The sequence below is a fragment of the Saccharothrix xinjiangensis genome (assembly GCF_039527585.1).
GTDB classification, from domain to species: domain Bacteria; phylum Actinomycetota; class Actinomycetes; order Mycobacteriales; family Pseudonocardiaceae; genus Actinosynnema; species Actinosynnema xinjiangensis.
In genome coordinates, this window is record NZ_BAAAKE010000030.1 from 89,380 (window position 1) to 112,930 (window position 23,551).

A 23,551-nucleotide genomic window follows, 5' to 3' on the forward strand; every position below is an offset into this window, starting at 1 on the left:
CCCTGCACACCGCGCAGGCACCGCGCACTGCACGCCACCGCCGTCCGCCGTCTCCGGCGTTCGCGGCACCGACTCCTCCGAGCAGGGCCCCGACCTCCGAACCAACGAACTGTCCCCGGACAGCGTGGGCGTTCACACGCCGCTTCTCCGTCCCACCGCCGACCTTCCCGCACACCGACCCCGTGCCCTCGACCCTCGTGGCCCTGTCCTCGACGGTCGGCGCGCACGACCCGAGCCGACCCGCCGTCCGACCGGAGCCGGACGGATCAGGGAATTTGGGCAGACCTTTCCCGCGGAGATCGATACCGCGCGACATCACCGCTCCGAATCAGTGTTGTCGCGAGGGATGCGCTGGTCGTAGCTGTCGGCCCAGCGGGCCAGGACCGCCCGGGACCCGTCGACGTCCAACGCCACCTCGTCGAGCTTGTCCATCCTGGCCTGAAACGCCTCCAGGGATCCGGCATCGTCGTGGAAGGCGGTGGCGGTGTCGCCTTCCACGACGACCACCCGTTTGGCGCCCGGCCCCATGGACATGAACGTTCCCGGGTATTGCAAATCACCGTCCATCGGCACGGACAGAGGGACGATACGGACGACGGTGTTGTGGGTGTTGGTCAGCATGACCAGGTTCAGCAGCTGGTCTCGCATCACCTTCGGGCCGCCCACGACCGCATGCAGGGCGAGTTCGTGGAGGTAGTACACCCAGCGTTGCGGCAGGGAGGCGGTGATCCGCGTCCTGGCCTGCGTGGCGCGTTTCGCCTGCTGTGTCGCCAGCTCCTCGCTTTCGGTGAGTTCGCGCGCGTACTCCCAGGTCCGAGCTGTGGTGGGCACGGTGACCGTCTCGTAGACGGTCACCACCTGCGCCATGTGCTCGTGTGCAAGGAGACCGGATGAGGCACCGCCGCGTTCGTGACGACGCACGAACCCGGAGCGGGCGGGTGTCGCCAGGGCTTCCTCCACCCGGGCCCGCTGGTCCTTGTTCGCCTGAAGGTGCCCCAGCAGCAGGAAGATGTCCCTGTCACTGGCTCCGCGTGTGCCCCGCTCCAGCTTGGACAGCTTGCCCGCCGACCACTCCAGCGCCTCGAGCAGATCACCGAACCTGGCACCGGACTCCGTGCGGATCTGCCGCAGCGTCGCCCCCAAGTCCCGACTGAACGCGTCACTGATCCGGACATCCACGAGTTCGAAACCCTCGTTCTTCGTGTTCATCGACAACAACCCTCATTCATGCAGCCGACAGCTCGGCATCGTTCTTCTACGACACGGCAGGGCCAGAACCGTCATCCGGTGACAACGGGGCGGACTTCGACACGGCCGGAGGTGTCGACCGGCACCCTTGACAGGGTGCGGATCCGCGCTTGCAGCGTTGGTCAAGCGGCTGCGTTCATCCGTTGCATTCCCATGGTCTGGCCGGGACCGGATTCCGCGACCCGTCGAAGACTCGTCGGGGCCGTCGATGGTCTCGGACCGTTTCGGGGAGCAGTTCCTGCGGCGGTCGAGCAGGGACAGCAGAACCGGGCGGCCGACACACCGAGCCGGATAAAGCAGGATCGCCACGAGGTCCGGGCACATCACCAGCACCATCGACACCAGCACCGCCGCCACGACGGACCACCCACGCGCGACCAGTTCGACCGCCGCCGCGGCCGCAGGCGGCAGCAGCACGAGCCCGGATCACCAGGCCAACGCGGTGGCCGACTCGCCCGGGTCCGGCGCATACCACCGCGCGGGTTGTGGTGGTGGACGCCCGGGTGGCGCGCACGGCGCGCAGCACCCTGATCATCGGAACGACCGGCAACGCCACCCAGGCCACCTGCTCGACCGACCTGATCACCAGGTCCGCCGGGACAGCCGTGGTGTCGTTCCGGGGGTGCAGGACACGCTCGGGCAGCTCGTGTGCGGTCATCCACAGCCAGGCGGCGACGCCCAGCGGCACGACGGCGAGCGCACCGCACAGGCTCGTGAGCACCACGGGCACAGCGGTCTTCGGACCCGATGCGCCGTCGGGCCCGAGAGCAGCGGCGCCTCCGGTCGCGGCGCGCCCCGCGCCGGTGCCCCCGTTGGAGGTGCCCCCGCTGGCGGTGTGCGCCGGTTGTTCGGTCATGACTGGGAATTCCTCGTTGGTCGGTGGAGGGATCGCGGGAGCCGGCAGGAGCCGCACGGCCCGGATCACGGCCGGATTGACAGGGGTGCGTCGACGTCGTGCTCGGCGGCCGCGGCGAGCACGGTGTCCAGGCGTCGAGGGCTGAGCAGATGCCGTCGGCGCACCACCTCCGCGCCCTCGGCGGCGTGTTCGCGGGCGATGACCTGCTCGGCCAGCACCCGCGCCGGGCTGCCCGGCAGGTGCACCCGCAGCTGCGGGCCCAGCGGCATCCCGGCGACGAGCCCGCCTTCGCAGTAGCGGCGTAGCGCGCCGTAGAGGAGGTGCGCGCTGACGTCGTGGCGCCGCTTGACCACGTCGGGGTGCTCCTGGGACAGGTACTCCTGGGCCAGGATCGCCTCGCCCTGCCGTCGGACGGGATGCGCGAGGGGCAGCATCCGGATCTGTGGGCCGATCGGCCGGTCGGGGTGCAGGGCCAGGTCGGCTTCGCGCAGCAGCGATTCCAGACGGTGCGGGGTGAGTCCGTGACGTGCCGCCAGCTGCCTGGGCGCGATCCCGGTGGCGGCTTGTGCCTTGAGTTCGGCCAGGCACGCCAGGCGGACGGCGTCGTCGCGGCTGCGGCCCGACAGCTGCGGCCCCAACGGAAGCGTCAGGTCAGGTTCACCGGACACCGCGGCACCGGCATCAGGCTGGTCGGGGTCGTAGACCGTGACGGCGCGCAGACGGTTGTTGTGCGCGTCGAGGGTGGTCAGCACTTCGTCGAGCGGCAGTCCCGACAAGTGGCAGCCCTCGACGAGGACTTCGCAACGGTCTCCGTGACGCAACGCCCAGCCCATGATGCGGCGGTGACCGCCCGCCTGGTCGTCGTCGACGATCGCGATCAGCGACGGCGCCTGCGCCCGCACCCACCAGGCCAGGTGCGCGGCCGACGCCGACTCTTCGGTGAGCAGGTCGCCGTGCCTGCCGGCCCGCCCCGGGCCGGTGTCGTGCGCGAGCCGAAGGTTCATCAGTCCACCCCGCCGATCGCGTCGTGACAGGCGCAGGCGTCCTGGGCGCGGCGCGGATGTCCGGCCCGGTCGCCGTGGGCGAGCAGGGCATGGCCGAGGTGCAGTTCGACCTCGGCCAGGTACAGGGCGTCGGCGTCCGGGTCGAGCAGCCCCACCGCCTCCCCCAGCTCGTCGACGGCCTCGCAGGCACGGTCCTGCTCGACCAGAACCTCGGCGAGCAGGACCAACACCCGGGCGGTCTCCGGATGCCGCGGCCGCAGGTCGGACACGATCAGCTCCAGGGCGGCGCGGAAATCGGCTTCCGCACCGACCAGGTCGCCGGTGGAGCGGCGCACTTCGCCGATGTGCCGACGACCCTGCCCGCGGGCCGCGGGCAGGGTGTCCTCGGCCTCGGCGCGCCGCAGGCAGTCCACCGCGAGGTCGGGGGCGCCGTGGGCGTGGTAGGCGCGGCCCAGCTGTGACCACGCCGTCGCCCGCGACCAGGCGTGATCGAACGCCACCGCCAGCGCGCCGACCCGCGCGGCCTTCCCGTGGCGCCCCAGCCGGGTCAGCGCCCAGCACATGCGCGAATGCGCGGCCGGGACGTAGGGGTGCTCCGCGCGGTCCGCCGCGTCGGCGGCCACGCTCCGGCTGTCCAGCACGGCATCGAACAGCCCGGCGGAGCGCAGCGGGATCCACAACCGCTCCCCGATGCGCCACACCACATCGTCGCGTCCGAGGTCGACTGCCAGCCGCCGGCAGGCCATGACGGTGAGGTACTCCGCCTCGACCCAGACGCGCGCGACCGGGCGACCGGGCGGCGCCCACCCCGCGCCGGGTGGTTCGGAGAAAACGAACTTGCCGGGTTCCAGGGTCTCCGACACCTCGGTCAGCCTGACCAAGTGGTGCTCGATCAGCCGCTCGTGCGCGGCGGTGACCTCCGGATCGGCGGTGGCTTCCTGGTCGGCGGCGTCGCGCTCGCCGTGCAGCGCGTCGGGTACCCGCCACCGGGATGCTTTGGGCGGGCCGCCGAGGTGCAGCGACCCGGCGGCCACCAACCCGGCCAATGCCGCGTCCGTCCCCGCCCGGTCGCGGGTGGGCAGCAGCATACCGACGGCGTCAAGCCCCAGGTCGGGACATGAAAGGATGCACAGCATCGCCCACAGCGTGCGGGCCGGTTCACCGAGAGCGCGGCGGGAGCGTGGTGTCATAGCGTCGGATGCGGCCCTGTTCCCGCAATCGGGAGCCGCGCAACAACTCCAGGCGTTCCTCGAGCAACCTCTCCAGTTCCGGGATGCTGCGACGTTCCCGGAGCATGTGCCACGGCGACCGACCCGACCCGGAACTCCTGTTGTTCCCGGCGAGGGACTCCCCCGCCGGACCGGCGCCCGGAACCCATTCGGGCCCGTGCTCTCGCCCGTACAGCGTGCCCACGAACGCACCGTGACGACGACACCGCCAGGTGTCCGGAGCGGCGACCGTATCCGCCAGACGCCGAACAAAGGAGTGCCCCCCGGAACAGCGATAGGTCGCCAACCAACCTGCTTTCCGAACACCGGCATCCGATTCGACCGTCCCGTTGACTGGCCAAGGTACAACACCTTTAAGAATTCCTCTTTCGTGCATTTCTTCCCCGAGATTGAGGCGACTTGTAGAAGCGACGGACAACTAGCCGCAGATATCTTCCTCGTGGCCGTCGACCCGGTTACCGGTTGATGTCGGCGCGTTTGCGTTCGGTAACCCGACCACCGGTGGGGTCGCGAATTTCGCGGCATCCTCGTTCACCCTCGACAGCCGGGTGAACACCATGCGCCGCTCATCCATGACGTGCCTCCGCGCCCAGGGGCGTGCGGTCGACGAGCGGGCGCATCGTCGGGGAATGCGCGCCCAGGCTGTCGTCGCCGCCCGCCGGCGTTCCCGGCCGACCGCGCCTCACCGGGAGTGGAAGAGGAAGACCGCGCGTCCACGCCCCGGCCACGGAATCCTCGAAGGGCAGGAAAACGACGCCGGTCACCGGGTCTCCCCGCTCGAAGCCGGTCCCATCGCGATGAGTCGCACCCCGACCTCGACCGACCGGGCGGTGAGTGCCCTCCGCACGTCATGGTCGGTCGAGAGGTGGTCGAGGGACGGGACCACGATCGCGGACGTCCCGACCGGCGCCGCGACCTCCAGCACCGCAGCCAGGTCGACGCGGCCGACGAGCCGGCCGTCGGCCATGTCGCGGTCGGTGACGACATGCGACAGAGGCAACTGTGACGCTCGCAGTGCCGGGCGACCATGCGCCGGATGCTGTCCGGCAGATCCCCCCACCCGACGACCTCGACATCGGGGGCGGCGGCGATCCGCACGTAACCGATCAACCGACGCAGGTCGTCACCGCGCATCGACGCGCTGTCGCAAGGCCGTGTCATCGGATCCGATGGCCCCTCGGGCCCGAGCGCAGTAGCGCCTCCGGGCGCGGCAAGCCCTGCGCCGGCCCCCCGAGTGGTGGTGTGCACCGGTTGTTCGGTCATGACTGAATTCCTCGTTGATCGGTAGCAGGGATGGCGGGAGCTGGCAGAAGCCGCACGACCCGTTTACGGCAGGGTTGACAGGGATGCGTCGACGTCGTGACCGGCAGTCGAACCGGCCGAACTGCCGCAGCTACCCCGCAGGCGGAGACCCGAGGGGCTCGGACCTGTCCGACGACATCGCGGTACTTCCACGGCGGACCATGGTTCCGCGCTGCTGTCGCGCCACGTTCATGTCCGTGACGCGGCCCTGTTCCCGCGCTCGGTCGGCGTACAACAGCGTCAGGCGTTCCTCGAGCAGCTTCTCCAGTTCCGGGATGCTGCGACGTTCCCGGAGCATGTGCCAGGGTGACCGACCGGACCCGGGACTTCCGCTTCCTCCGGCAAAGGACTCCCCCGACGGACCGGTACCCGGAACCCACTCGGATCCGTGCTCTTGCCCGTACAGCGTGCCCATGAGTCCACTGTGACGACGACACCGCCAGACGCCCGGCGCGGCGACCGTGTCCGCCAGACGATGAGCGAAGGAGTGCCCTCCGGGGCAGCGATAGCTCGCCGACCAACCCGCTTTCGGCACCCCGGCGTCCGATTCGACGAGTCCACTGACAGGCCAGGGCTTGACACTTGCGATGAACCCTCTGTCGTACATCTCTTCCCTGATATGTAAGGTTTTCCATGGAACCGAAAAGCGGTTCCGTCCCTGCGCCCCGACCGTCCCGCTCTCTGGCGCGGGCCGACTGCCCGACCACGTCCCTGGTCATGCTCACGATCGCCCCAGACCCGGTCCCCCGGCTGCCCGGTCCTCACCGGTCGCGACGGCGATGTGGATGGCGGCCAGGCGCTCGCGCCCCCGGTCGGCGTGCGGCGAGTTGACCAACTCGCACAAGGCAAAGGCGTCGGCGAGCCGGTAAAGGGAGGCGGGGTCGTCGGTGGCATGGGCGATGTCGGCCAGCACTTCCAGAGCGCGGGCATGCTCCATGGTGTCGGCCAGCCGCGCCGGCGTAGCCTGCCTGGACTGCGTGGTTCACGAGGGTGTCGCTGTTCCGGTCGAAGATGTCCAGCGGGTGGTTGAGGTCGTCGACTAGATCCGCTAACGGCACACCGGGGCGGATCGCCGCAGCTGCGGCGAAGGCGGCGATGGTCAGCGGACGCCCGTGACACAGCTCGACCAGCCTGGCGGCGGCCAGGAGGTCGGAACGCGCGCGATCAGGGCCGGTGATGGCCTGGAACAAGGCCAGCCCGTGTTCGTGATCCAGGGGTTCTACGTGGTGGACGCGCGCGCCGTGCTCGACCAGCGATCCCAGTGGGTGGCGGCTGGTGGTCACCACCAGACAGGCCGAGCCACCGTGCAGCAGTGGTGTCACCTGCCGGCCGTGGTCAACGTCGTCGAGCAGCACCACCAACGTCCGGTGGGCGGTCAGCGTGCGGAAAAGCGCGGCGCAGTGCTCCGGATCGGCGGGCAGCGCGTGCTGCGCCACGCCCAGCGCGAGCAGAAACCCCACCAGAATCGAGTCCGGGTGACGGGTTTGTCCCGGGCCGCTGGCGTCGAACCGGACATACAGCACCCCGTCCGGGAACCGTTCACGGACGTCGAGCACCCACCGCACAGCTAGGGCCGACTTCCCGATACCCGCGGCACCGTACAGGCCCACCACCACCGGTCCCCCGGCCACCTGAGCATCGGCTCCGTCTGTCTCGACGAGCACAAGGCTCAACCGCTCGCGATCGTCCTTCCGGTCGGTGAACGCCCGCGTGACCGGCGGCAACTGCCACGGGATCGCCACGACACCGGTGGCCGGACCGGGCACGTGGATGTTGAGCACGTCGACGCTGCCCGCCTGCACCGCCGGGCCGTGCACCGTCCCGCCGAGGTGATTGGCCGTGTCGGCGCCGCTGGACTTCATGCCGCCAGCCCCGGTGCACGCCCACGTCCGGGAAGCGTCGCAACCGACCGCCCTTGCAGGATGACCGGCGGCGATGTGGTGACAGTCGGATTGGGAACGAACGACATACCGGGCATGCTCCAGATACTGTTCACAGGGGCTGGCGGCGTCCGTCGCCGGCCGAACCGAGGCGCGGCGACGGCCTTCTCATTGGAAGGTCGCCGTGAACTCGATCGACCAACGACGGACGCCGACCAAAAGCCCATCGCACAACTTTCGGATGTACCAGGTGGCGAAGCGGAGAAGTTGCGGAGATCATCCGGAGATGCCCAGCGCCAAACGGGTGATACATCAACATCTGCACACCTCCTGACCTGCTGTTTCCAGCTCGCATCGGCTACTGTCTTCAACCTGTACACGGGAGGGCGGCGACGATGACAAAACGTGAAACGCTTCAGCTGCGCCGCAGGGCATGCGGCTTCACCCAGGAAACTCTTGGTGAACGTCTCAGCGTCGACCCGCGAACCGTTCGATCTTGGGAAGCAGGCGAGAACGATCCTCTTCCCGAGCATCGCCGGCCTCTCGCCGAAGCCCTTGAAATCGGTTTGAACGACCTTGGCCGGCTCCTCGCAGGACTTCCGCTCCAGGAACCGCACGCTGCGCATTCGGCAGGCAATAACCCGGAGGCCCTCTCACAGCATGAATCGGACCGCGCTTCGCTCACAGGCGACGTCGGCGAAAGCACCGATCAACCGGTGATCATCGAGCCGGTCGACGTGCCGACGCTGTTGGCCGCCGCTGCGCGTCGAGCGGTCGACTTCGGTTCCGTGCTGGCGAACGCGACCACCGACGACCCCGACCTGGACTGGTTGGGGGTGTCTCTGGCGGAGTTGGCCACCGAGTACGTCCACACTCCGGCGACCGACCTGCTTCCGCGGATCGTCGAGGTCCGCGACGCCGCGTTCGCTCTGATCCGCCGCGGCGTCCGGCCCCGCCAGCTCCGCGACGCCTACCTCATCGCGGGGACCGGGTGCCTGCTGCTGGCCTCCGCCTCCCAGAACCTGGGTGATACAGTCGCGGCCCGTGCGCAGTTGCACACCGCCGAACGCTGCGCCGAGGCCGCCGACAGCGACGCCCTGCGAATATGGGCACGCGGTAGCGCCGCCTTGGCCTTGGAGTGGAGCTCTACCCCGGCTGCCGCCTTGAGGTTCCTCCATCCGGTGTCCCTGGAGGCGGTGGGCACGCAGACCCTCCGACGCACCGTAGCCCTGGAAGCGCGGGTGAGCGCCCGGATAGGCAACACCGTCCGGGCCCACGACGCCCTACGGCGCCTACAGACACTGGAAACGCTGCCCGACCGGCACGACGAGGTCAGCGCCTTCGGCGGACTCTTCACCTTCCCCGACTCCAAGCGGGCCTACTACCAGGCCGGAACCCACGACCTGCTCGGCGATGCCACCGCGGCGCGTCGCCACGCCGACGACGCGCTCACCGCCTACGCCGCCGCACCCGAGCACGAGCAGTCCTACGGCGACATCGCCCTCACGCGCGTCACGCTCGCCCACAGCCACCTACTCGACCGCGACCTCGACACCGCCGCGGCGGCCCTCGAACCACTGCGACACCTGCCGCCCGAGCAGCGCATCGCGCAACTACCCCCGGCCATCCGCCGCACCCACCGCATGATCGCCAGACTCGACAGCACCCGACGCGCACGAGAACTGCTGGCAGACCTGCTCCACGCTCCACCAGCGGCACGGTCGCTAGATTCGAGTGGTGATCGCACCACATCATGACGAGGACTTCACGCGCCCCTTGGTGGACCGCGCAGCCCACCAGCTGGGCCTGAACACCAGCGGACTGCGGCTGATGCACCGCCACGCCACCGCGGTCTACCTGCTCCCCGCCGTCGACGCCGTCGCCCGCGTGCACACCAGCGACCCGACAGCCGCCGTACGCGCGGTCACCATCGCCGACTGGCTGACAGACCTCGGCTTCCCGGTCACCGCTCCACTACAAGGCCACGTCCCCGTCGTCGACGGCGAAGCCGCGATCACCTTTTGGACCCACTACCCCCAGCCCGACCCGGCCCTCCGTCCCGACCCGGCCGTGCTGGGCCACCTGCTGCGCGAACTGCACCGACTCCCGCCGCCCCCGGTCGACCTGCCCATCTACCGCCCCTTGTCCTCCCTGCGCACCACGATCGCCACCGCGACCTACCTGACCACTAACGACCGGACCTGGCTCACTGAAACCGCCGACACCCTGCTGACCGCCTACGCCTCCCTGGACTTCCCACTGGGAAGCGGCCACCTGCACGGCGACGCCTACCCCGGCAACCTGCTGCTGGACACCACCAACGGCCGCTGGCTACTCGGCGACTGGGACGAAACCGCCACCGGCCCCCGCGAACTCGATCTCGCCAACACCTACCAGGGCATCCGCATGGGCCGCACCAGCGCCGAACTGGACCGCTTCGCCCACGCCTACGGCCACGACCTGCGTACCTGGCCCGGCCTCACAACCCTGCGCGGCCTCCGCGACCTGCACACCCTCGGCTCCTTCATCCGCCGAGCCGACAATGGTGACCACGAAGCCTCCGCCGTGCTACGCCACCGCCTGCAAGTACTCCGTCAAGACGAAGCCAGCCTGACCTGGCACGACCTATAACACATGTTCCGATCGACGCCACACGGCGATCAAACGGTTGATCCGGCAAGGACATGAATCTTTGCGATCTGCTGTTTCCACTTGAAAGGCCGCCGTGAACACCCCCGGCCGAGGACAGACGCCGACCGGAAGCTCAACCAGGCGCCGAAGCGGAGACTGTGCGGAGATCTTCCGGAGACAGCCGTCCGCCGAACGGGTGATCCATTGGCACCGATAAAGCTCCTGACCTGCCATTTCCAACCCGCGTCGGCTACTGTTCCGGGTCTGAATACGGGAGGGTGACGAAGATGGCCAGGCGTGAGTCGCTTCAGCGACGACGTAATGCATGCGGCTTCACCCAGGAAACACTCGGAGAACGACTCGGCGTCAACGCACGGACCATCCGCTCCTGGGAAGCCGGCGAAAACGACCCACTCCCCGAGCACCGCCGACCGCTCGCCACCGCCCTGAAGATCAGCCTCGACGATCTGGACCGACTTCTCGCCGGTCTCCCGGTCCTTGACGAGCCCGACGCCCTGGCGACAGCGGGTGGTGACGCCGAGCGGCTGCGGATGCGACTGGACTTCTCCCTGTCGGATACCGCTTCGCCCGGCAGGTTGGAGTTGATCGAGCAGCAGGTACGCGACCACCTGACCGAATACACCCGAACGAGTCCGGAGCAGGCCCTGGCGTCGTTAATCCCCGATCTCGACGAGGTCCACACGCTGGCCGCACGGCGCCATCCCGTTCCGGTCCACCGGACGTTGTCCGCGGCGGTCACCATGCTGACGTTGCTGGTGGCCGACGCCCACATGAAGCAAGGGTCGGTCATCGACGCGCGCCGGTGGTACCGCACGGCGCTGCTGGCCGCCCGTGACGGTGACGACCCGCTGCTGGCCGCGCTGGTGCTGGCCCAACAGACCATGCTGGCCTACTACTACGAGACACCGGAGCGGACGGTCGACCTGGCGCGGCACGCCCGGGAGCTGGCCGGCGACACCGTGTGCGACGCCGCAGCGCTGGCCGCCGCCGCCGAGGCCCGAGCCTTGGGCAAGTTGGGCGATACCCGTGGTGTCCACCGGGCACTGACCGAGGCCCGGCTCCTGACCGACCGGCTTGCCGACCTGCGCGCGGGCGACGATCCGCACGCCGCCTACCGGTTCAACCACGGCAGGCTGGCGCTCTACGCCTCCGGTGCGCTGTCCAACCTCGGCGACGTCGCCCACGCCCATGCGGTCCAGGACCAGGCACTACAAACCTACGCGGCCGAGCCCAGGTTGGTGATCGACCCGGCGTTGATCTGCCTGGACCGCGCGCTCGTCCAGGCCACCGCGGGCGACTCGGCCGGTGGTGCCGACCTCGCCGTGGCCACGCTCACCGAACTCGCGCCGGCCCACCGGACCGCCGTCGTACTCACGCGCGCCCGCGACGTCGTCACAGCCGCCGAGGCGTTGCCGGGCGTACGCAAGGACGCGGTGCAGGCTGTGGAGCAGCTACGCGAGCTCACCACGGTCTGACCCCGCCGCAGACCGGCCCGATCTCCCGAAGGCGCCACCCCGGTCGTGTGCACCCCTGACAGGGCGACCGACCCCGCGGTCCGGACACTGGGGTGGTGACTTCAGGGCCGTACGAAGCGACCGCGCAGCAGGACTTCACCGCCGCCACCACTCGCCCGATGCTGGAGAGGGCATGCCGCCTCGCGGGTGTGGACAGCGGCCACACCCGGCTCCTGCGCCACCACAGCAACGCCGTCTACCTCGTGGGTCGGCCGCCTCACGAGGTCGTGGTCAAGATCGGGCGTCCCGGCCCCGACCCCGATCAGGATCTGCGCGATGCCCACGGCCTGGTTGAACTCACCGAGTGGCTGACCAGCCACGACGTGCCCACCACCACCCTGCTCGACACGCCACACCAGCCACTGTTCATCGACGGCCACGTGGTCACCCTGTGGCACTACCTGCCCCAGCAGCAGCCGGTCACCACCCACGCCATCGCCGCACCACTGCGCGCCCTGCACCAAGCCCCTCTTCCTCCGATCACCCGTCCGCCGTTGGACCCGCATGCCGCGATCACCCGGTCCATTGCCGTCAGCCCCATCCTGACTTCACGGCAACGACGCGTGCTGCTCGACCGCCTCGACCGCCTGATGCCCGCCTGGACCGCCCTGTGCTCCAGCTCGGCCGCGCGACTGGTCCACACCGATCCCCAGCACCGCAACACACTCTGGCGCCCCTCCGGCGAGCGGTCGCATCAGCCCGGCGAGTCGGATACCGGTCAGGCCGTCCTGTGCGACCTGGACGACGTCACCCTCGGCCCGGTCGAATGGGACCTGGTGACCATCGAGATCCACTACCGTCGGTTCGGCCACGCCGACGCCGACTACGAGGGCTTCTGCCGCGCCTACGGACGCGACATCCGGAAGTGGCCGGGCTACCCCGAACTCAGGCAGCTTCGGGAACTTCGCATGGTCACGACCAACGCTCGCAAGTCCGCACCCGGAAGCCCGCAGGCCGCCGAGGTGCATCGGCGCATCGACGGCTTGGAAGATGCCCCGGACCGGCGATGGCGAATCCTGTAGACAGTTGAGCACCGGCGCCGCCTGGCCCGGGAAACTGAATGCAGACACATAACCGTTTGGAGCACCCGCCGGTACGCCGTATTGTCTTGGCATGTCGCCGTGGACCTCCCCCCGCGAAGTCTTCAGCCAGGAGTACGAGGCCCGCTTGCAGGCACTCCGGCCAGGCGCCACAGAGTTGATCAAGAAGCAGCACATCGTATCCCAGGCGCTGCTGAGGCGTTTCGCCGGGCAGGACAGCAATGGCGGAGCGGTCCTCGTTCCGTTCGACGTGGAACACGGCCGCGAACTGAAGCAGACCGGCCCCGCAGGCTGCGCCTGGATTCCCCACTTCGTCCCATACGCGTCCAAATCCGTCGAAGAACTCTGGCAAACGGTTGAAAATAAGTTGGGTGCCGCCATAGACATGGTCGAACGGGGACGACTCGACCTGAACACGACCAGAACGATCAAGGACACGATGGCCCTCCATCTCGTTCGCAGTGATCGCTACAGGCGAATCCACAACGACGGCACAACACGAGTGCCCGACCAAGTTCGCAATCGAGTTCTGATAAGGTACTACGATCAACTTCTAGGTGTGTACATCAGGCGAAACCACCGGCTTCCCGACAGTCCGAGGGACCTGATTCGCCTGGCAGATGAACTCGTTTCCGAACAGGCCAGCAGCAGACTTGACGGCTCCGACATGCGAGTGATGATTGAGCAGACGTTTGAGTCCGCCAAGCAGATGTTGAACAGTCACGCACTGGAGGTTTGGAGCACCCCTCCCGGCTCGGAACTGCTGATCTCGGACGCCCCGGCTTTCACTATGCAGTATTCAGCAGACCGTCGTACCACGCGCATCGGCGTGGCCATAGGTGACGCGCATGCCATCGTCATGCCCTTGAGTCGCACAACCCTGGCTTGCATCGGAAGAAAGAAGAAGCGAGACGTCCTCACCGCCGAACGAGTCGCCTTCATCAATGAGAAGTTGATACAGAATGCGACCCGGTTCGTTTACTACTCCCCGGACAGCCAACTGAAGAGCTTTGTTTCACTCGTCCAACCTACGCGGAGATCCGCCAACCAGGCCGGTAGCCCTTGATCAGCTCACACGGCTCGGCCGAATCCGCCAGATCGGACGGCACCGCAATCGCTCCGGTGTCTGCCTGTTCCGCAATTGTGCTGCGTCCATTCGCGGGCTCATCCGCCGGCCGGAGGCAGCCGCCACGTCCAGGGACGCCGGTTGGCGATCAGCGCGAGTAGGTGTTGCAGATTTCGCTGGTCGGATGGTCGGCCGTCGGTCTTCAAGGTGGCGGTCGCTACGTCGGTAGCGGTGTCGGGTATGGCGTCGGCCAGCAGGGGCAGCGTGTCGAGTACCGGGTGTAGGTCGGGGTGGCGGCGCCACCGTGACCAGGGCAGTTCTCGGCCGATGGCCAGGCAGTGGTCGTTGACGGCGATGAACAGCGACAGCGTGGTGTAGCCGGGGCCTGCCATGGCTTTGCGGCCGGGGACCGCGGCAGGGACGGCGGGACCTAGGGTGTCGGCAAGCATCTGGACGAGGTGGTCGTGGGTGTCGGCTTCGACCGGCAACGCGCCTCGGCGGCGCAGGGCGGCGGCGACGGCAGCCCAGGGTGCCCATTCCCGGCGCCACGAGCTGCCGGCGACATCCAGCAGGGCCGCCACCAGCGGATCCAGGCCGTCGTCGGGCTCGGGTTCCCGGTCGACGGTCGTGTCCGGCCGCAGCCTGGTCTTGCGGGCGGCGGGCTGGTGCGCGGTGCCCACCTCGGTGAAGGCCGGCATGAGGTGCTCGCGGACACGGCCGGCGAGGTCGTGGTGGCGGTCGCGGACCAGTTCGGCGAGGCGCTCGTCATTCACGCCGAGGTCGCGCAGTACCAGCAGTTCCACGATGGCCATCGTGACGTCGAGGGTGATCCACGCGGTGTCGAAGTCCAGTGCGGAGACCACGCCGCCGTGGGCGGCGTCGTTGCGTGCCTTGGACGCCGCCCACGCCCACGCTGTGGCCTCGGGCAGCTCGGACGGAGCTGCCGCGCGCTCGGCACCGTCGGGCTGGTCGGATGCGGGCTGACTGCCAGCGGGGCCGGTGCTGCCCGGGTCGGGCTCCCGGCGGGTGGTGTGGCGGCTGGTCAGCAAGGGCTCGGCGTGCTCGCCCAGGTGGTCGACGAGTTCGTGCAGCCGCTGCCGCAGCGTGGGCTGGTTGCGCAGCGAGTCGAGCACGAAGCCCTTGTACTGCCCCAGATGAGGGTGGTCTGCGAGCGTGGTGCCGATCAGTTCCCGCAGCTGGGCGAAGTCCTCGGCGGGCATGCGGGTCATGCCGGCGGTGTCGGCGCGGCCGGCGAAGTAGGACTCGGCCGCAGTGACGGCGGCGACCAGGCGCGTGTCCATCAGCAGGGTCTGCTCGTGGGCGGTGGTCAGGGTGGCCATCGTGCCGTCCAGTTCGTCGGCCACCTGCCGCCACCGCGGCAGGAGCTCGGCGAAGTCGACGTGCTCCAGGGTGAACAGCATCCTCGACCTGGGCACCGCGCCGGTCTGGGCGGGGATCACCGGCGGGAACCGTTTGTGCAGCTGTAGCAGCGGGGCGCCGTCGGTGGCACGGTGCGGCGCGGCGTCCTCGACCGTGTCGCGGTCGGCGTGGTGCAGCATCACCGACAGCACGCCGGTCTCTCGGCGCACGGTCAGGCTCAGCAGGCGACGCAGCGACCCGACGTGTACCAACAAGGTGTCCAGGTCGACCGGCGCTGGAGTGCGGATCCGGGCCTGGATCGTCTCGTTGACGGTGACCTGCGATCCGCTCACGGTGTCGTGACGGCGCATGCCGACCTTGGACACCAGCGCGACAGTGGTGCCGTCCTCCAGCGTGGCGGTCGGTTCAACGTGCACAGCGCGCTGCACCAAGGGCACGGTGTCGTGCTGCGGGGTCCGGGGCATGACCCGACGCAGGGTTTCCGACGCCGACCAGGCCGCCAGGTGCTCCAGCTCCACATCGACGCCGGAGAACACGGCCGTCTTCTCCGCCGGGACCAGATCGGCGCGCCGGTCGACGGGCACCGGGAGCTCCGGGTCCAGGTCATCGGGGCGGCCCAGGTGCAACCACACGCCTTCGACCACCGCGTCCGCGAGCAGGCGGTTCATGTTGCCCCGCACGTGCAACAGCGTGATCCGGCCGCCCATGGTGGTCTGTCCGTGTACAACCAGCGCCGACGTCGCCGTGGACCGGGCCGACCAGACGCCGTTGACCGGTTCGATCAACAGCGGGACGAAGCCGGCGGTGACCAGGACGGCACGACCGCGCTCGTCGATGGTGAGCCTGCCGTTGAGCCGACGGACCTCGGATTCGGGACGGTGGTCGGCGACCCACCAGGTCCCCTCATGAACAGCGGACACCGTTGGCCTCCCGCGACTGGTCACCCGAACTGCACAGCCCAGTCTGCCGCCCGGTGATCCCACGGCTTCACCAGGGCGTGATCGCGCGATCAGTCCGGTCGCGTGGAAGGCCCGTTAGGTGCGGTGCAGTCACCGCCGTCCCGGCACCGCTGAGTGCCGAGCGGTCAGCCGTCTCGTCGCCGTCTCCGCAAAATTGCCGCTTCTTCACCGCTTCGTCACCTGGTCCCGCGGGCCAGCAGCCGGTTGGCTGAGGATCAGCGGCGCTCGACACCGGGCCTGCTCACGCAGATCGCTTCGTTCTCCGAACCTCCTGTCGGGAAGCGGTGGTCGTCCCCCCGGTGACGGGTGCCGCCCCAGCCAGCCCCTGGGGACGTCGAACCAGGCCCAGCTGCATCAGGGAGGTGTCGTGTCCGCCGCCAGCTGCATCGCGTCGCCCCCCATGGCCGCCGTCGCACCCAGTGCTTCCACGACGATGCCGACGTACGCCGGGCAGTCCACGCTGATCTCCCGCGCCGAACTGCTCGTGAAGGTGCTGTCGGTACCCGCACAGCCTGCGGCCGCGGTGTCGGCGGAGCTGGTCGTCCATGTCACCGGCGGCTCGTTCGCCGATGCCCAGGACGTGCTGACCTACCTGCAGTCGGTAGGGCGCGCCACCCATACCGGCGACGGAAGCTACCGGATCCGTCGAGTGCAGCGTCCCGGATCGACCGACGACCTGCGTACACCCCTGCTGCGCCACGCCGACTGGTTCCTGCGGCGCGCCCTGGCCGCCGACCTGACGATCCGCCCGCACGATCGTCGCTCGGCACCGCCGCCGACCTCCACCGTGCACACCTTCCCCGGCACCGAAGACGCCGTCAGGTGGTACACCGACAACGCCCGTCACCTGCAAGCCCTGCTGCCCGTATTGCTCGACCTGGGCCGCTTCGACCTGACGTGGCGATCCGCGGAGAACCTGTGGGCGTTGAGCCGCTGGACCGGCGACCACCACAGCGCGTGCGAGGCCCAGATGATCGGACTCACCGTGGCCCAGCGTTCACCGGGTTTGTCCCGCCGTGCGCGGCTGCTCGCCCGCGCCGATCACCTGACCCGCGCAGGGACCTCCTTGGTCGACTCGGGCAGGCACGCGGCGGCGCTGCCGTTGTGCGAGGAGGCGGTGGCCATCGCAGCCGCCGAGGACTCACCTACGGTGCTCTCGGCCGCGCTGGCGGCCCGTGCCCATGCTCAGCACACCGCGGGCCATACCGGTCGGGCTGCCGTGGACCTGTTCCGCGCGCTCGAGCGCGCCCAGGACGACCACAGCCGTGCCCTGCGCCACCATCACCTGGCCGTCGTGCTGACCGACCTCGACCGCCACGACGAGGCCATGATCAACCTCGCTTACGCCGCCCGACTGATGCGGGTCCTCGGAGACGACCTCGGCCGCGCCCGGGTCACCACCAGCCACGCGGACACGCTCACTCGCACCGGTCACCCCAACCAGGCCTTCGCCCTGCTCGCCGACTCCCTTCCGATCGTCACCCGATCGGGCTGTGCGCTCGACGTGGCCGAGGCACAGGCGGCCTTGGGGCGCTGCGCCCGCGCCACAGGTGACCTCGAGGGCGCGCTCGCCTGGTTCACCGCCGCCAGGACGAACTACCTCGCGGCAGGCCACGACCACCGGGCCCAGGCCATGCAGCCGGCGATCCTGCACTGCGCCGCCGACAGTGGAGGTGGCGGGTGAACCGGTGGGAGGCGATCTCCTGCGTGGTCATGCTGATGGTGTTCACGGCGGTCCTCATCGCCTGCCTGAGGGCACCTTCCGGCCAGGTCTCGCAGCGCCGCGCACCGACACCTCAAACCGGACAGGGCGAGCACCATTCGTCGGGCTCGGCCGCGAAGCCGTCCGGCACCCGCGCTCGGCATCGGGCGCACCGCCGCCACGGCCGCACCACGCTTCCGCGCGCCCCACGACGTGCGCACCCGATCTTCACCCGGCAGACAGCGCAGCCCCGACGACTCCTCGACATCCGACTTCGCCACAGAACGCGACCGACCACAAACGAGTGCCACCTCCGAAGACGACGAGCTGAGACCACGGCACCCGACCTCCGGCCCCACGATGTGCGGGCCGGGCGCGCAGCGCCACCATGACCACTCCCCTGCGACCCGGGTCCGGTCGACCATCGACGAGGTAATCACGATGCCGCACGCACGCACCTCTCACATCTCGACGCCACACGCGACGCGCCGCCGCGACAGACGGTGGGTTCGGTGTTCGTCCGGCGGCGGTCGCCTCGGGACGGCAGCCCATACGACCGCCGTTCACGGCCTCGTTCCCGCACCGGCGATTCCCCCTCGGCTCGTCATCAACTCTGAACCTCCGACACCGACGACCCACCAGGTGCCCAGGTGGCGATTCCACCGACAGCGCCCTCCAGTCCGTGGTGCTTCCCTGCGGCACGGAGGACACGTCCATTGCGGCAGGCAGTACAGGCGTCGGCAGGGTCGCCGCACGTCGAGGCGTTGCTCATCAACCGACACCTGCGGTGCGTACCGGACGCCGAGAAAGCGCCGCTGTGCCCGCCGCCCTGCAAGTTCGTCGAATCGCGCCGCTCAGCAACTCCTCCCGGGTCGGCAGGCCGCGCTGTCGGCGCCAGCGCGTGTCGCACTCGGCGCATTCCGGCTCATGCTCAAGGCGGGGCATCCCGTCACGTGGCAGCACCGCCTTCTCTCCGCAGGCGGTCAAGACTGTGTCACCGGGGCCAGCGTCGATCGGGATGGCGTGGCGACCACCGGCGTGCGGAAACCAGCGGTAGGGCTCGCGTTCCACCACCAACATCACGCCACCTCAGCTGGGCATAGGAGTCGCCTGCGACACCCCGCACGGTCGAAGCCCGTGGTCGTTGTGGTTCGCGTGCCACGAACCACTCCGTCGCACCGTGTTCGACGGTGTCGTAGCCTGTGCGGCCCCAGCGACGTGTGGCCCGGGTCGCTCGACACCAACCAGACGCCCCGACGAGCCGATGCGAGTACCAGCAGAGACATCGGTACCAGCCTCCAAAGCTGTGGAACAGGTGCTGACCTGCGCCGTCACCCCCATACCCCCGACTGCTCTCCGGGATCACCAGAGCCAGGTCCTGCTTGGTAGCCAACTGCCGACCCGAGCCCTGCACCAGGTGACGAAGCGGCAATTTTGCGGAGAATCTCCGGAGAACCCATGATCCAAACGGGTGACAGAACTCGACGCGAACGCTCTGACCTGCCGTTTCCCCCCTTCCTTCGCTAGCGTCTTCGACCCGGACATGGAAGAGGGCGGCGTGAAGTACGTACGACGTGAGGCGCTCCAGCGACGGCGGCGGAAATCCGGATTTACTCAGGACAGCCTGGGCGCGCAGCTGGGCGTCAACGCGCGCACCATCCGGTCCTGGGAAGCCGGCGAGAACGAGCCCCTACCTGAACTGCGCCAACCCCTCGCCGACGCCCTCCGCGTCACCCTTGATGACCTCGACAGGCTGCTGGCCGGACTGCCTGCCTCCACCACCTCCGACAACGTCATCGGCCCTCACCGGCGCGACCGCACCGATGAGACGATGTCACCGGACCGGCACGCCATGCCGGACACCGGCGCGAAGTCCGACAAGGAGGCAGCCTGGATGGCTCTCAACCGCAGGGGATTCGTCAACGCCATCGCCACCATCACCCTGGGAATGGACGTCGTCCCCGAGCTCGACCGGCTGGAGCACCTGCTGCCCGGCACCGCTACCCCACGCCTGCCGCGTCGGCTCGGTGTCGCCGACATCGAGGGCATCGAACAGCTGACTCGCGGCTTCCGCGACCACGACTACCGCTACGGCGGCGGCCTGGCCCGCAGCGCCGCGCTCGCCCAACTCGAACACGTGCTCAAGCTCCACGACCTCGACTGCTCGCCTGCGGTGCGCACCTCTCTCCGCCTGGCCACCGCGGACCTTGCCCAGACCGCGGGGTGGATGGCCTACGACGTCGAACTGCACGACGACGCCCTGCGCCTGTGGACCATCGCCCTCAAGCTCGTCCACGACGTGGACGACCCGCGTGGCGCCGACCTGACCGTGCACCTCCAGCTCGACATGGCGCACCAGGCGCTGCACCGCGACCGGCCCCGGGAGGCGCTGAACCTGGCGCGGCTGGCCCACGCCACCGCCGCGGGCCACGACCACCCGGTCAGCCGCAGCACCGACGGCTACATCGCCTCCAACCTGGCCTGGTGCCACGCCTCACTGGGCAACGTCGACGCCTGCCGCCGGGCGCTCGACCTGGCCGAACGGACCTACCTCGACCTCGACACCACCGTCATCCCGCCGCACGTGGTTCCGGCGGAACTCGACGCCCAGCGCGGTCACGCGCTGCACCTGCTCGCCGCCACCGACGCCGCGTTCGCCGTCGAGGCGGTCGACCGGCTCAGCGCCGCCGTCGACGGCTACGGCCCCGACTACGCCCGCTCCGCCGCGGTGAACCTGCCCGGCCTGGCGACCAGCCAGTTCCGCGTCGGCGACATCGACGCCGCCGTCGCCACCGGACACCGCGCCATCACCGAGATCAGCGCGCTGTCCTCCAGACGAGCCCACCTCCGGCTACACAGCATGGCCGCCGTCGCCGCACCCCACGCGCACCGATCCGACGTCGCCGAGCTACGCCAACGGGTAAAGGCGCTGTCCCCGAACGGCGCCGCGTGAGCGTCACACCACGCCAACGCGGCGGGCTGCCCGGCGACACCGAACTGCGCCACGCGTGCGCCGTCTTCAGCCTGGACCCCACCGAGGCCCGCCTGCTGCACCACCGTTCCAACGCCGTCTACCTGCTACCCCGTGAGCACGTCGTCGTGCGACTCGCCCCGGCAACTCCGCTGCGGCACGAACGCGCGGTTACCGCCATCGCGGTCACCCGGTGGTTGGCAGCCGACTCCGCTCCCATCGCGCTGGCCCCGATGCCCGGAGACCAACCTGTCGTCGTGGCTGACGCGATCGTCACCTTCTGGCCGTGGCGCCCGACCACTCCCCCGCCAGGGCCCGCCGACCTCGCGGCACCACTGCGGCATCTTCACCACCTGCCACCTCCACCGTTCGACGTGCCGCGCTACCAGCCCTTGCGCAGGCTGCGCGAAGCCCTGTCCCTCGATAGCAACAGACCGGTACCCATGCTGACCGACGACGACCATGCATGGCTACACGAGCAGATCAGCCACGCGCTCGACGCCTTCACCACGACGGACTTCCCCCTCGGCACAGGACTGGTACACGCCGACGCTCACAGTGAAAACCTCGTCCGCGACGGCGAGGACTGGGTCCTAATCGACTGGGATCAAGCGTGCATCGGCCCCCGCGAACTCGACCTCGTCGCCAGCCTCCCCGACCACTTCCACACCCCCGAAGCCGAACGGACCGCATTCCGCAACGCCTACGGCCATGACCCCACCCAGTGGAGCGAATGGCGCATTCTGCGGGACATCACCGAATTGCACTCGCTCGGGTCCTATATCCGTCTCGCCCCCGACAAACCGGCCGCCGCACAGGAATTGAACATTCGACTGCGCTCACTGCGCTCCGGTGATCGCAGTATCCGCTGGACCGCCGTCTCCTGATCCATTCAATACGGTCACCCTAATTATCCGTAATACATCCTTCGCGTTGAGGCCAGCAGGGAGAGCATATGTCCGACGATGCCACGGCCCTCGCCGCATTCGGCTACGAACTGGGCGTGCTCAAGCGCATGCGCCGCACCGGGTGGTGGCATGCCGGTGTGCGCGACCCCGAGTCCGTGGCCGAGCACACCATGCGCGTCGCTCAGCTCGCCGCCCTGATCGCCGCCGAAGAAGGCGCCGACCCAGCCCGCGCGTCCTTTCTGTCCCTGTGGCACGACACCCAGGAGACCCGCACCGGCGACCTACCCCACACCATCAACGGCTACATCACCAAACCCGACGCCCGGGCCATCACCGTAGACCAGACCGCGAAGCTCCCGCAGCGCTCACGCGATGCCGTACGCGATGCCGTCACCGAGTACGAGACCAAGGAATCAGCTGAAGCCCGGTGCGCCAGCGACGCCGACAAGCTGGAGATGCTGCTCCAAGCCGTCGAATACCGCGACACCGGCGTGCAACGTGTGGGCGGCTGGATCGATTCCGCCCTCAAGGGCCTTAAGACCGAGACCGCCCGACGGATCGCCGAGGCCGCGGTGACTCTCTCACCACTCGCCTGGCGAGATCGTTAGAGGTTGCGACCATAGACCTTGAGCGAGCGCGTCGCTAGTGAATGCATAGGCACCTTCTGAACCGATCGCTTAGGCTGCTGCGATGACTCCGCCTGAACGTGACTACTCGTGGCTGCCTGAGCATCAGTTCCACGCCGCGTACACACTCGCCCACGTTGATGCGCTCATCGCACGTGCCGGCGAGGTGCTCCATGACTACCTGGAGCCAGGTCCGTTCACTCTGGAGAACATCGTCGACGGTCAGGTCGCCAAGGTGCGAGTGAAAGCCGTCGCGCCACTGCCTGCCGCCGCAGCTCGTTACGCAGCGGATGCGATGACTCAGTTGCGGGCCGTAATCGAGCACACAATTTTCGCCGAAATCGAATATGTCCTGGGACGGGCACTTTCCGATGACGAGGCACGGGCGATCGAGATGCCAGCGGCGATCAGTGAGGCGAAGTTTTCCGAGTGGTTAAGGCATCGGCGCCGCCGTGATCTTCCACCCCTGCACGACGGCCAGCCGATGGTGCGCCGCCTACGCCAACTACAGCCGTACCAGCGCACGGACGTCGACAACCACCCGATGCGAGTGTTGGCCGAGCACACCAATCTCGCAAAACACCGAACCCCTGCCGTGGCGGCGGTGCGCCTGGGAAAGATCAATCTCGACGTACCGGAACCTGCGGCGACGACAATGCCCGGCGGACCGGTACAAATCGGGGACATCCTCGCGACCATACCGATGGGTAAGCAAGTGCCCGCCACCATCTGGCCCGAGGTGTCAATCCAGCGTCCTCACACTGCCACCTGGCACATAGTGATAAAGGAATTGGGCATGCTGGAGGAGTGGGTCCGCACGATTGCGATCCCATACTTGGTTGCCGGGACCCGCGATGTAAGCCCGCTGCCACCTGGACTTGACACCACAGTGGGCCACGAAGACCTCCGTGTGACCCTGTCTGTCGCTCCTGACAAGTCGGCCATGAAGCGGTCGGAGTGGAGGATCATGGCGGCGACCGCCCGTCAGGGACTGACGGAGACGCTCGCCCTGCATCCGGAACGGGTCGAGCCTGCGGTAATTCAAGCCTGGCTGGACGGGCTCGACGACGACGCAGTAATGGCCGTTGCCATTCGTTTGCAAACCAATGGCGATGTACGCCGACTCGATCATGTCGTGCGAGAAATGCTTGCCGAGGCGTTGGCGGCCAACGACCGCCGGTGACACCCCTTGGTTACTTCCTCACCGGATACAG

General features: G+C 68.8%; 20 protein-coding genes. 10 read left to right on the top strand and 10 right to left on the bottom strand.

The window, feature by feature from the left end; translation table 11 throughout:
• Positions 1–315: 315 nt before the first annotated feature.
• From ABD223_RS37125 to ABD223_RS37155, 8 genes are all read right to left on the bottom strand, one after another.
• Positions 316–1,209, bottom strand: a complete 894-nt coding sequence (locus tag ABD223_RS37125; RefSeq protein WP_344041796.1) for a Scr1 family TA system antitoxin-like transcriptional regulator — start codon at positions 1,207–1,209, stop codon at positions 316–318.
• Between the two features lie 960 nt (positions 1,210–2,169).
• Positions 2,170–3,108 carry a hypothetical protein gene (locus ABD223_RS37130; RefSeq protein ID WP_344041798.1) on the bottom strand — a complete coding sequence of 313 codons (939 nt, stop codon included), beginning with the start codon at positions 3,106–3,108 and terminating at the stop codon, positions 2,170–2,172.
• Positions 3,108–4,196, bottom strand: a complete 1,089-nt coding sequence (locus tag ABD223_RS37135) for a tetratricopeptide repeat protein (RefSeq protein WP_344041800.1) — start codon at positions 4,194–4,196, stop codon at positions 3,108–3,110. Before ABD223_RS37135 ends, ABD223_RS37130 begins: the two co-directional genes overlap by 1 nt.
• Positions 4,197–4,266: 70 nt before the next feature.
• The gene (locus ABD223_RS37140; protein ID WP_344041866.1) at positions 4,267–4,713 is read right to left on the bottom strand and encodes an RNA polymerase-binding protein RbpA; all 447 of its coding nucleotides are present in this window, start codon (positions 4,711–4,713) and stop codon (positions 4,267–4,269) included.
• A gap of 42 nt (positions 4,714–4,755) precedes the next feature.
• Positions 4,756–4,911: a hypothetical protein gene (locus tag ABD223_RS37145; protein WP_344041802.1), complete on the bottom strand. Its 156-nt coding sequence runs from the start codon at positions 4,909–4,911 to the stop codon at positions 4,756–4,758.
• A gap of 186 nt (positions 4,912–5,097) precedes the next feature.
• Positions 5,098–5,337: a hypothetical protein gene (locus ABD223_RS37150; RefSeq protein WP_344041804.1), complete on the bottom strand. Its 240-nt coding sequence runs from the start codon at positions 5,335–5,337 to the stop codon at positions 5,098–5,100.
• Positions 5,338–5,730: 393 nt separating this feature from the next.
• On the bottom strand, positions 5,731–6,246 hold the full coding sequence (locus ABD223_RS43740; protein WP_425564077.1) for an RNA polymerase-binding protein RbpA: 516 nt from the start codon (positions 6,244–6,246) through the stop codon (positions 5,731–5,733).
• Between the two features lie 154 nt (positions 6,247–6,400).
• Positions 6,401–7,501 carry an NB-ARC domain-containing protein gene (locus tag ABD223_RS37155; RefSeq protein WP_344041806.1) on the bottom strand — a complete coding sequence of 367 codons (1,101 nt, stop codon included), beginning with the start codon at positions 7,499–7,501 and terminating at the stop codon, positions 6,401–6,403.
• A gap of 413 nt (positions 7,502–7,914) precedes the next feature.
• Between ABD223_RS37155 and ABD223_RS37160 the strand changes: the two genes are divergently transcribed.
• The 5 genes from ABD223_RS37160 to ABD223_RS37180 all read left to right on the top strand — a co-directional run bounded on the left by ABD223_RS37160 (position 7,915) and on the right by ABD223_RS37180 (position 13,791).
• Positions 7,915–9,276, top strand: a complete 1,362-nt coding sequence (locus tag ABD223_RS37160; protein WP_344041808.1) for a helix-turn-helix transcriptional regulator — start codon at positions 7,915–7,917, stop codon at positions 9,274–9,276.
• On the top strand, positions 9,257–10,150 hold the full coding sequence (locus tag ABD223_RS37165) for a phosphotransferase family protein (RefSeq protein WP_344041810.1): 894 nt from the start codon (positions 9,257–9,259) through the stop codon (positions 10,148–10,150). The genes ABD223_RS37160 and ABD223_RS37165 overlap by 20 nt, the downstream gene beginning before the upstream one ends.
• Before the next feature lie 287 nt (positions 10,151–10,437).
• Positions 10,438–11,646 carry a helix-turn-helix transcriptional regulator gene (locus ABD223_RS37170; RefSeq protein WP_344041812.1) on the top strand — a complete coding sequence of 403 codons (1,209 nt, stop codon included), beginning with the start codon at positions 10,438–10,440 and terminating at the stop codon, positions 11,644–11,646.
• A gap of 95 nt (positions 11,647–11,741) precedes the next feature.
• Entirely contained in the window at positions 11,742–12,707 is a 966-nt protein-coding gene (locus ABD223_RS37175) for an aminoglycoside phosphotransferase/kinase family protein (RefSeq protein ID WP_344041814.1), read from the top strand.
• A 91-nt stretch (positions 12,708–12,798) separates the two neighbouring features.
• A complete protein-coding gene (locus tag ABD223_RS37180; protein ID WP_344041816.1) occupies positions 12,799–13,791 on the top strand; it encodes a DUF4238 domain-containing protein in 993 nt (330 codons plus the stop codon).
• Between the two features lie 98 nt (positions 13,792–13,889).
• On the opposite strand, the gene ABD223_RS37185 is transcribed toward ABD223_RS37180, so the two are convergent.
• Complete coding sequence (locus ABD223_RS37185; RefSeq protein ID WP_344041818.1) at positions 13,890–16,091, bottom strand: ApeA N-terminal domain 1-containing protein; 2,202 nt, start codon at positions 16,089–16,091, stop codon at positions 13,890–13,892.
• A gap of 406 nt (positions 16,092–16,497) precedes the next feature.
• Between ABD223_RS37185 and ABD223_RS37190 the strand changes: the two genes are divergently transcribed.
• On the top strand, positions 16,498–17,814 hold the full coding sequence (locus tag ABD223_RS37190) for a tetratricopeptide repeat protein (protein ID WP_344041820.1): 1,317 nt from the start codon (positions 16,498–16,500) through the stop codon (positions 17,812–17,814).
• A 789-nt stretch (positions 17,815–18,603) separates the two neighbouring features.
• Here ABD223_RS37190 and ABD223_RS37195 read toward each other — a convergent pair.
• Positions 18,604–18,912 carry an HC3 family zinc finger protein gene (locus tag ABD223_RS37195; RefSeq protein ID WP_344041822.1) on the bottom strand — a complete coding sequence of 103 codons (309 nt, stop codon included), beginning with the start codon at positions 18,910–18,912 and terminating at the stop codon, positions 18,604–18,606.
• 478 nt (positions 18,913–19,390) lie between these two features.
• On the opposite strand from ABD223_RS37195, the gene ABD223_RS37200 reads away from it, so the two are divergent.
• From ABD223_RS37200 to ABD223_RS37215, 4 genes are all read left to right on the top strand, one after another.
• Positions 19,391–20,785: a helix-turn-helix transcriptional regulator gene (locus tag ABD223_RS37200; protein WP_344041824.1), complete on the top strand. Its 1,395-nt coding sequence runs from the start codon at positions 19,391–19,393 to the stop codon at positions 20,783–20,785.
• Entirely contained in the window at positions 20,782–21,690 is a 909-nt protein-coding gene (locus ABD223_RS37205; RefSeq protein ID WP_344041826.1) for a phosphotransferase family protein, read from the top strand. The genes ABD223_RS37200 and ABD223_RS37205 overlap by 4 nt, the downstream gene beginning before the upstream one ends.
• Before the next feature lie 68 nt (positions 21,691–21,758).
• Positions 21,759–22,319 (top strand): HD domain-containing protein, encoded by a 561-nt coding sequence (locus tag ABD223_RS37210; RefSeq protein WP_344041828.1) that lies wholly within the window; start codon positions 21,759–21,761, stop codon positions 22,317–22,319.
• 82 nt (positions 22,320–22,401) lie between these two features.
• Positions 22,402–23,520 (top strand): hypothetical protein, encoded by a 1,119-nt coding sequence (locus ABD223_RS37215; protein WP_344041830.1) that lies wholly within the window; start codon positions 22,402–22,404, stop codon positions 23,518–23,520.
• Positions 23,521–23,551: the final 31 nt, after the last annotated feature.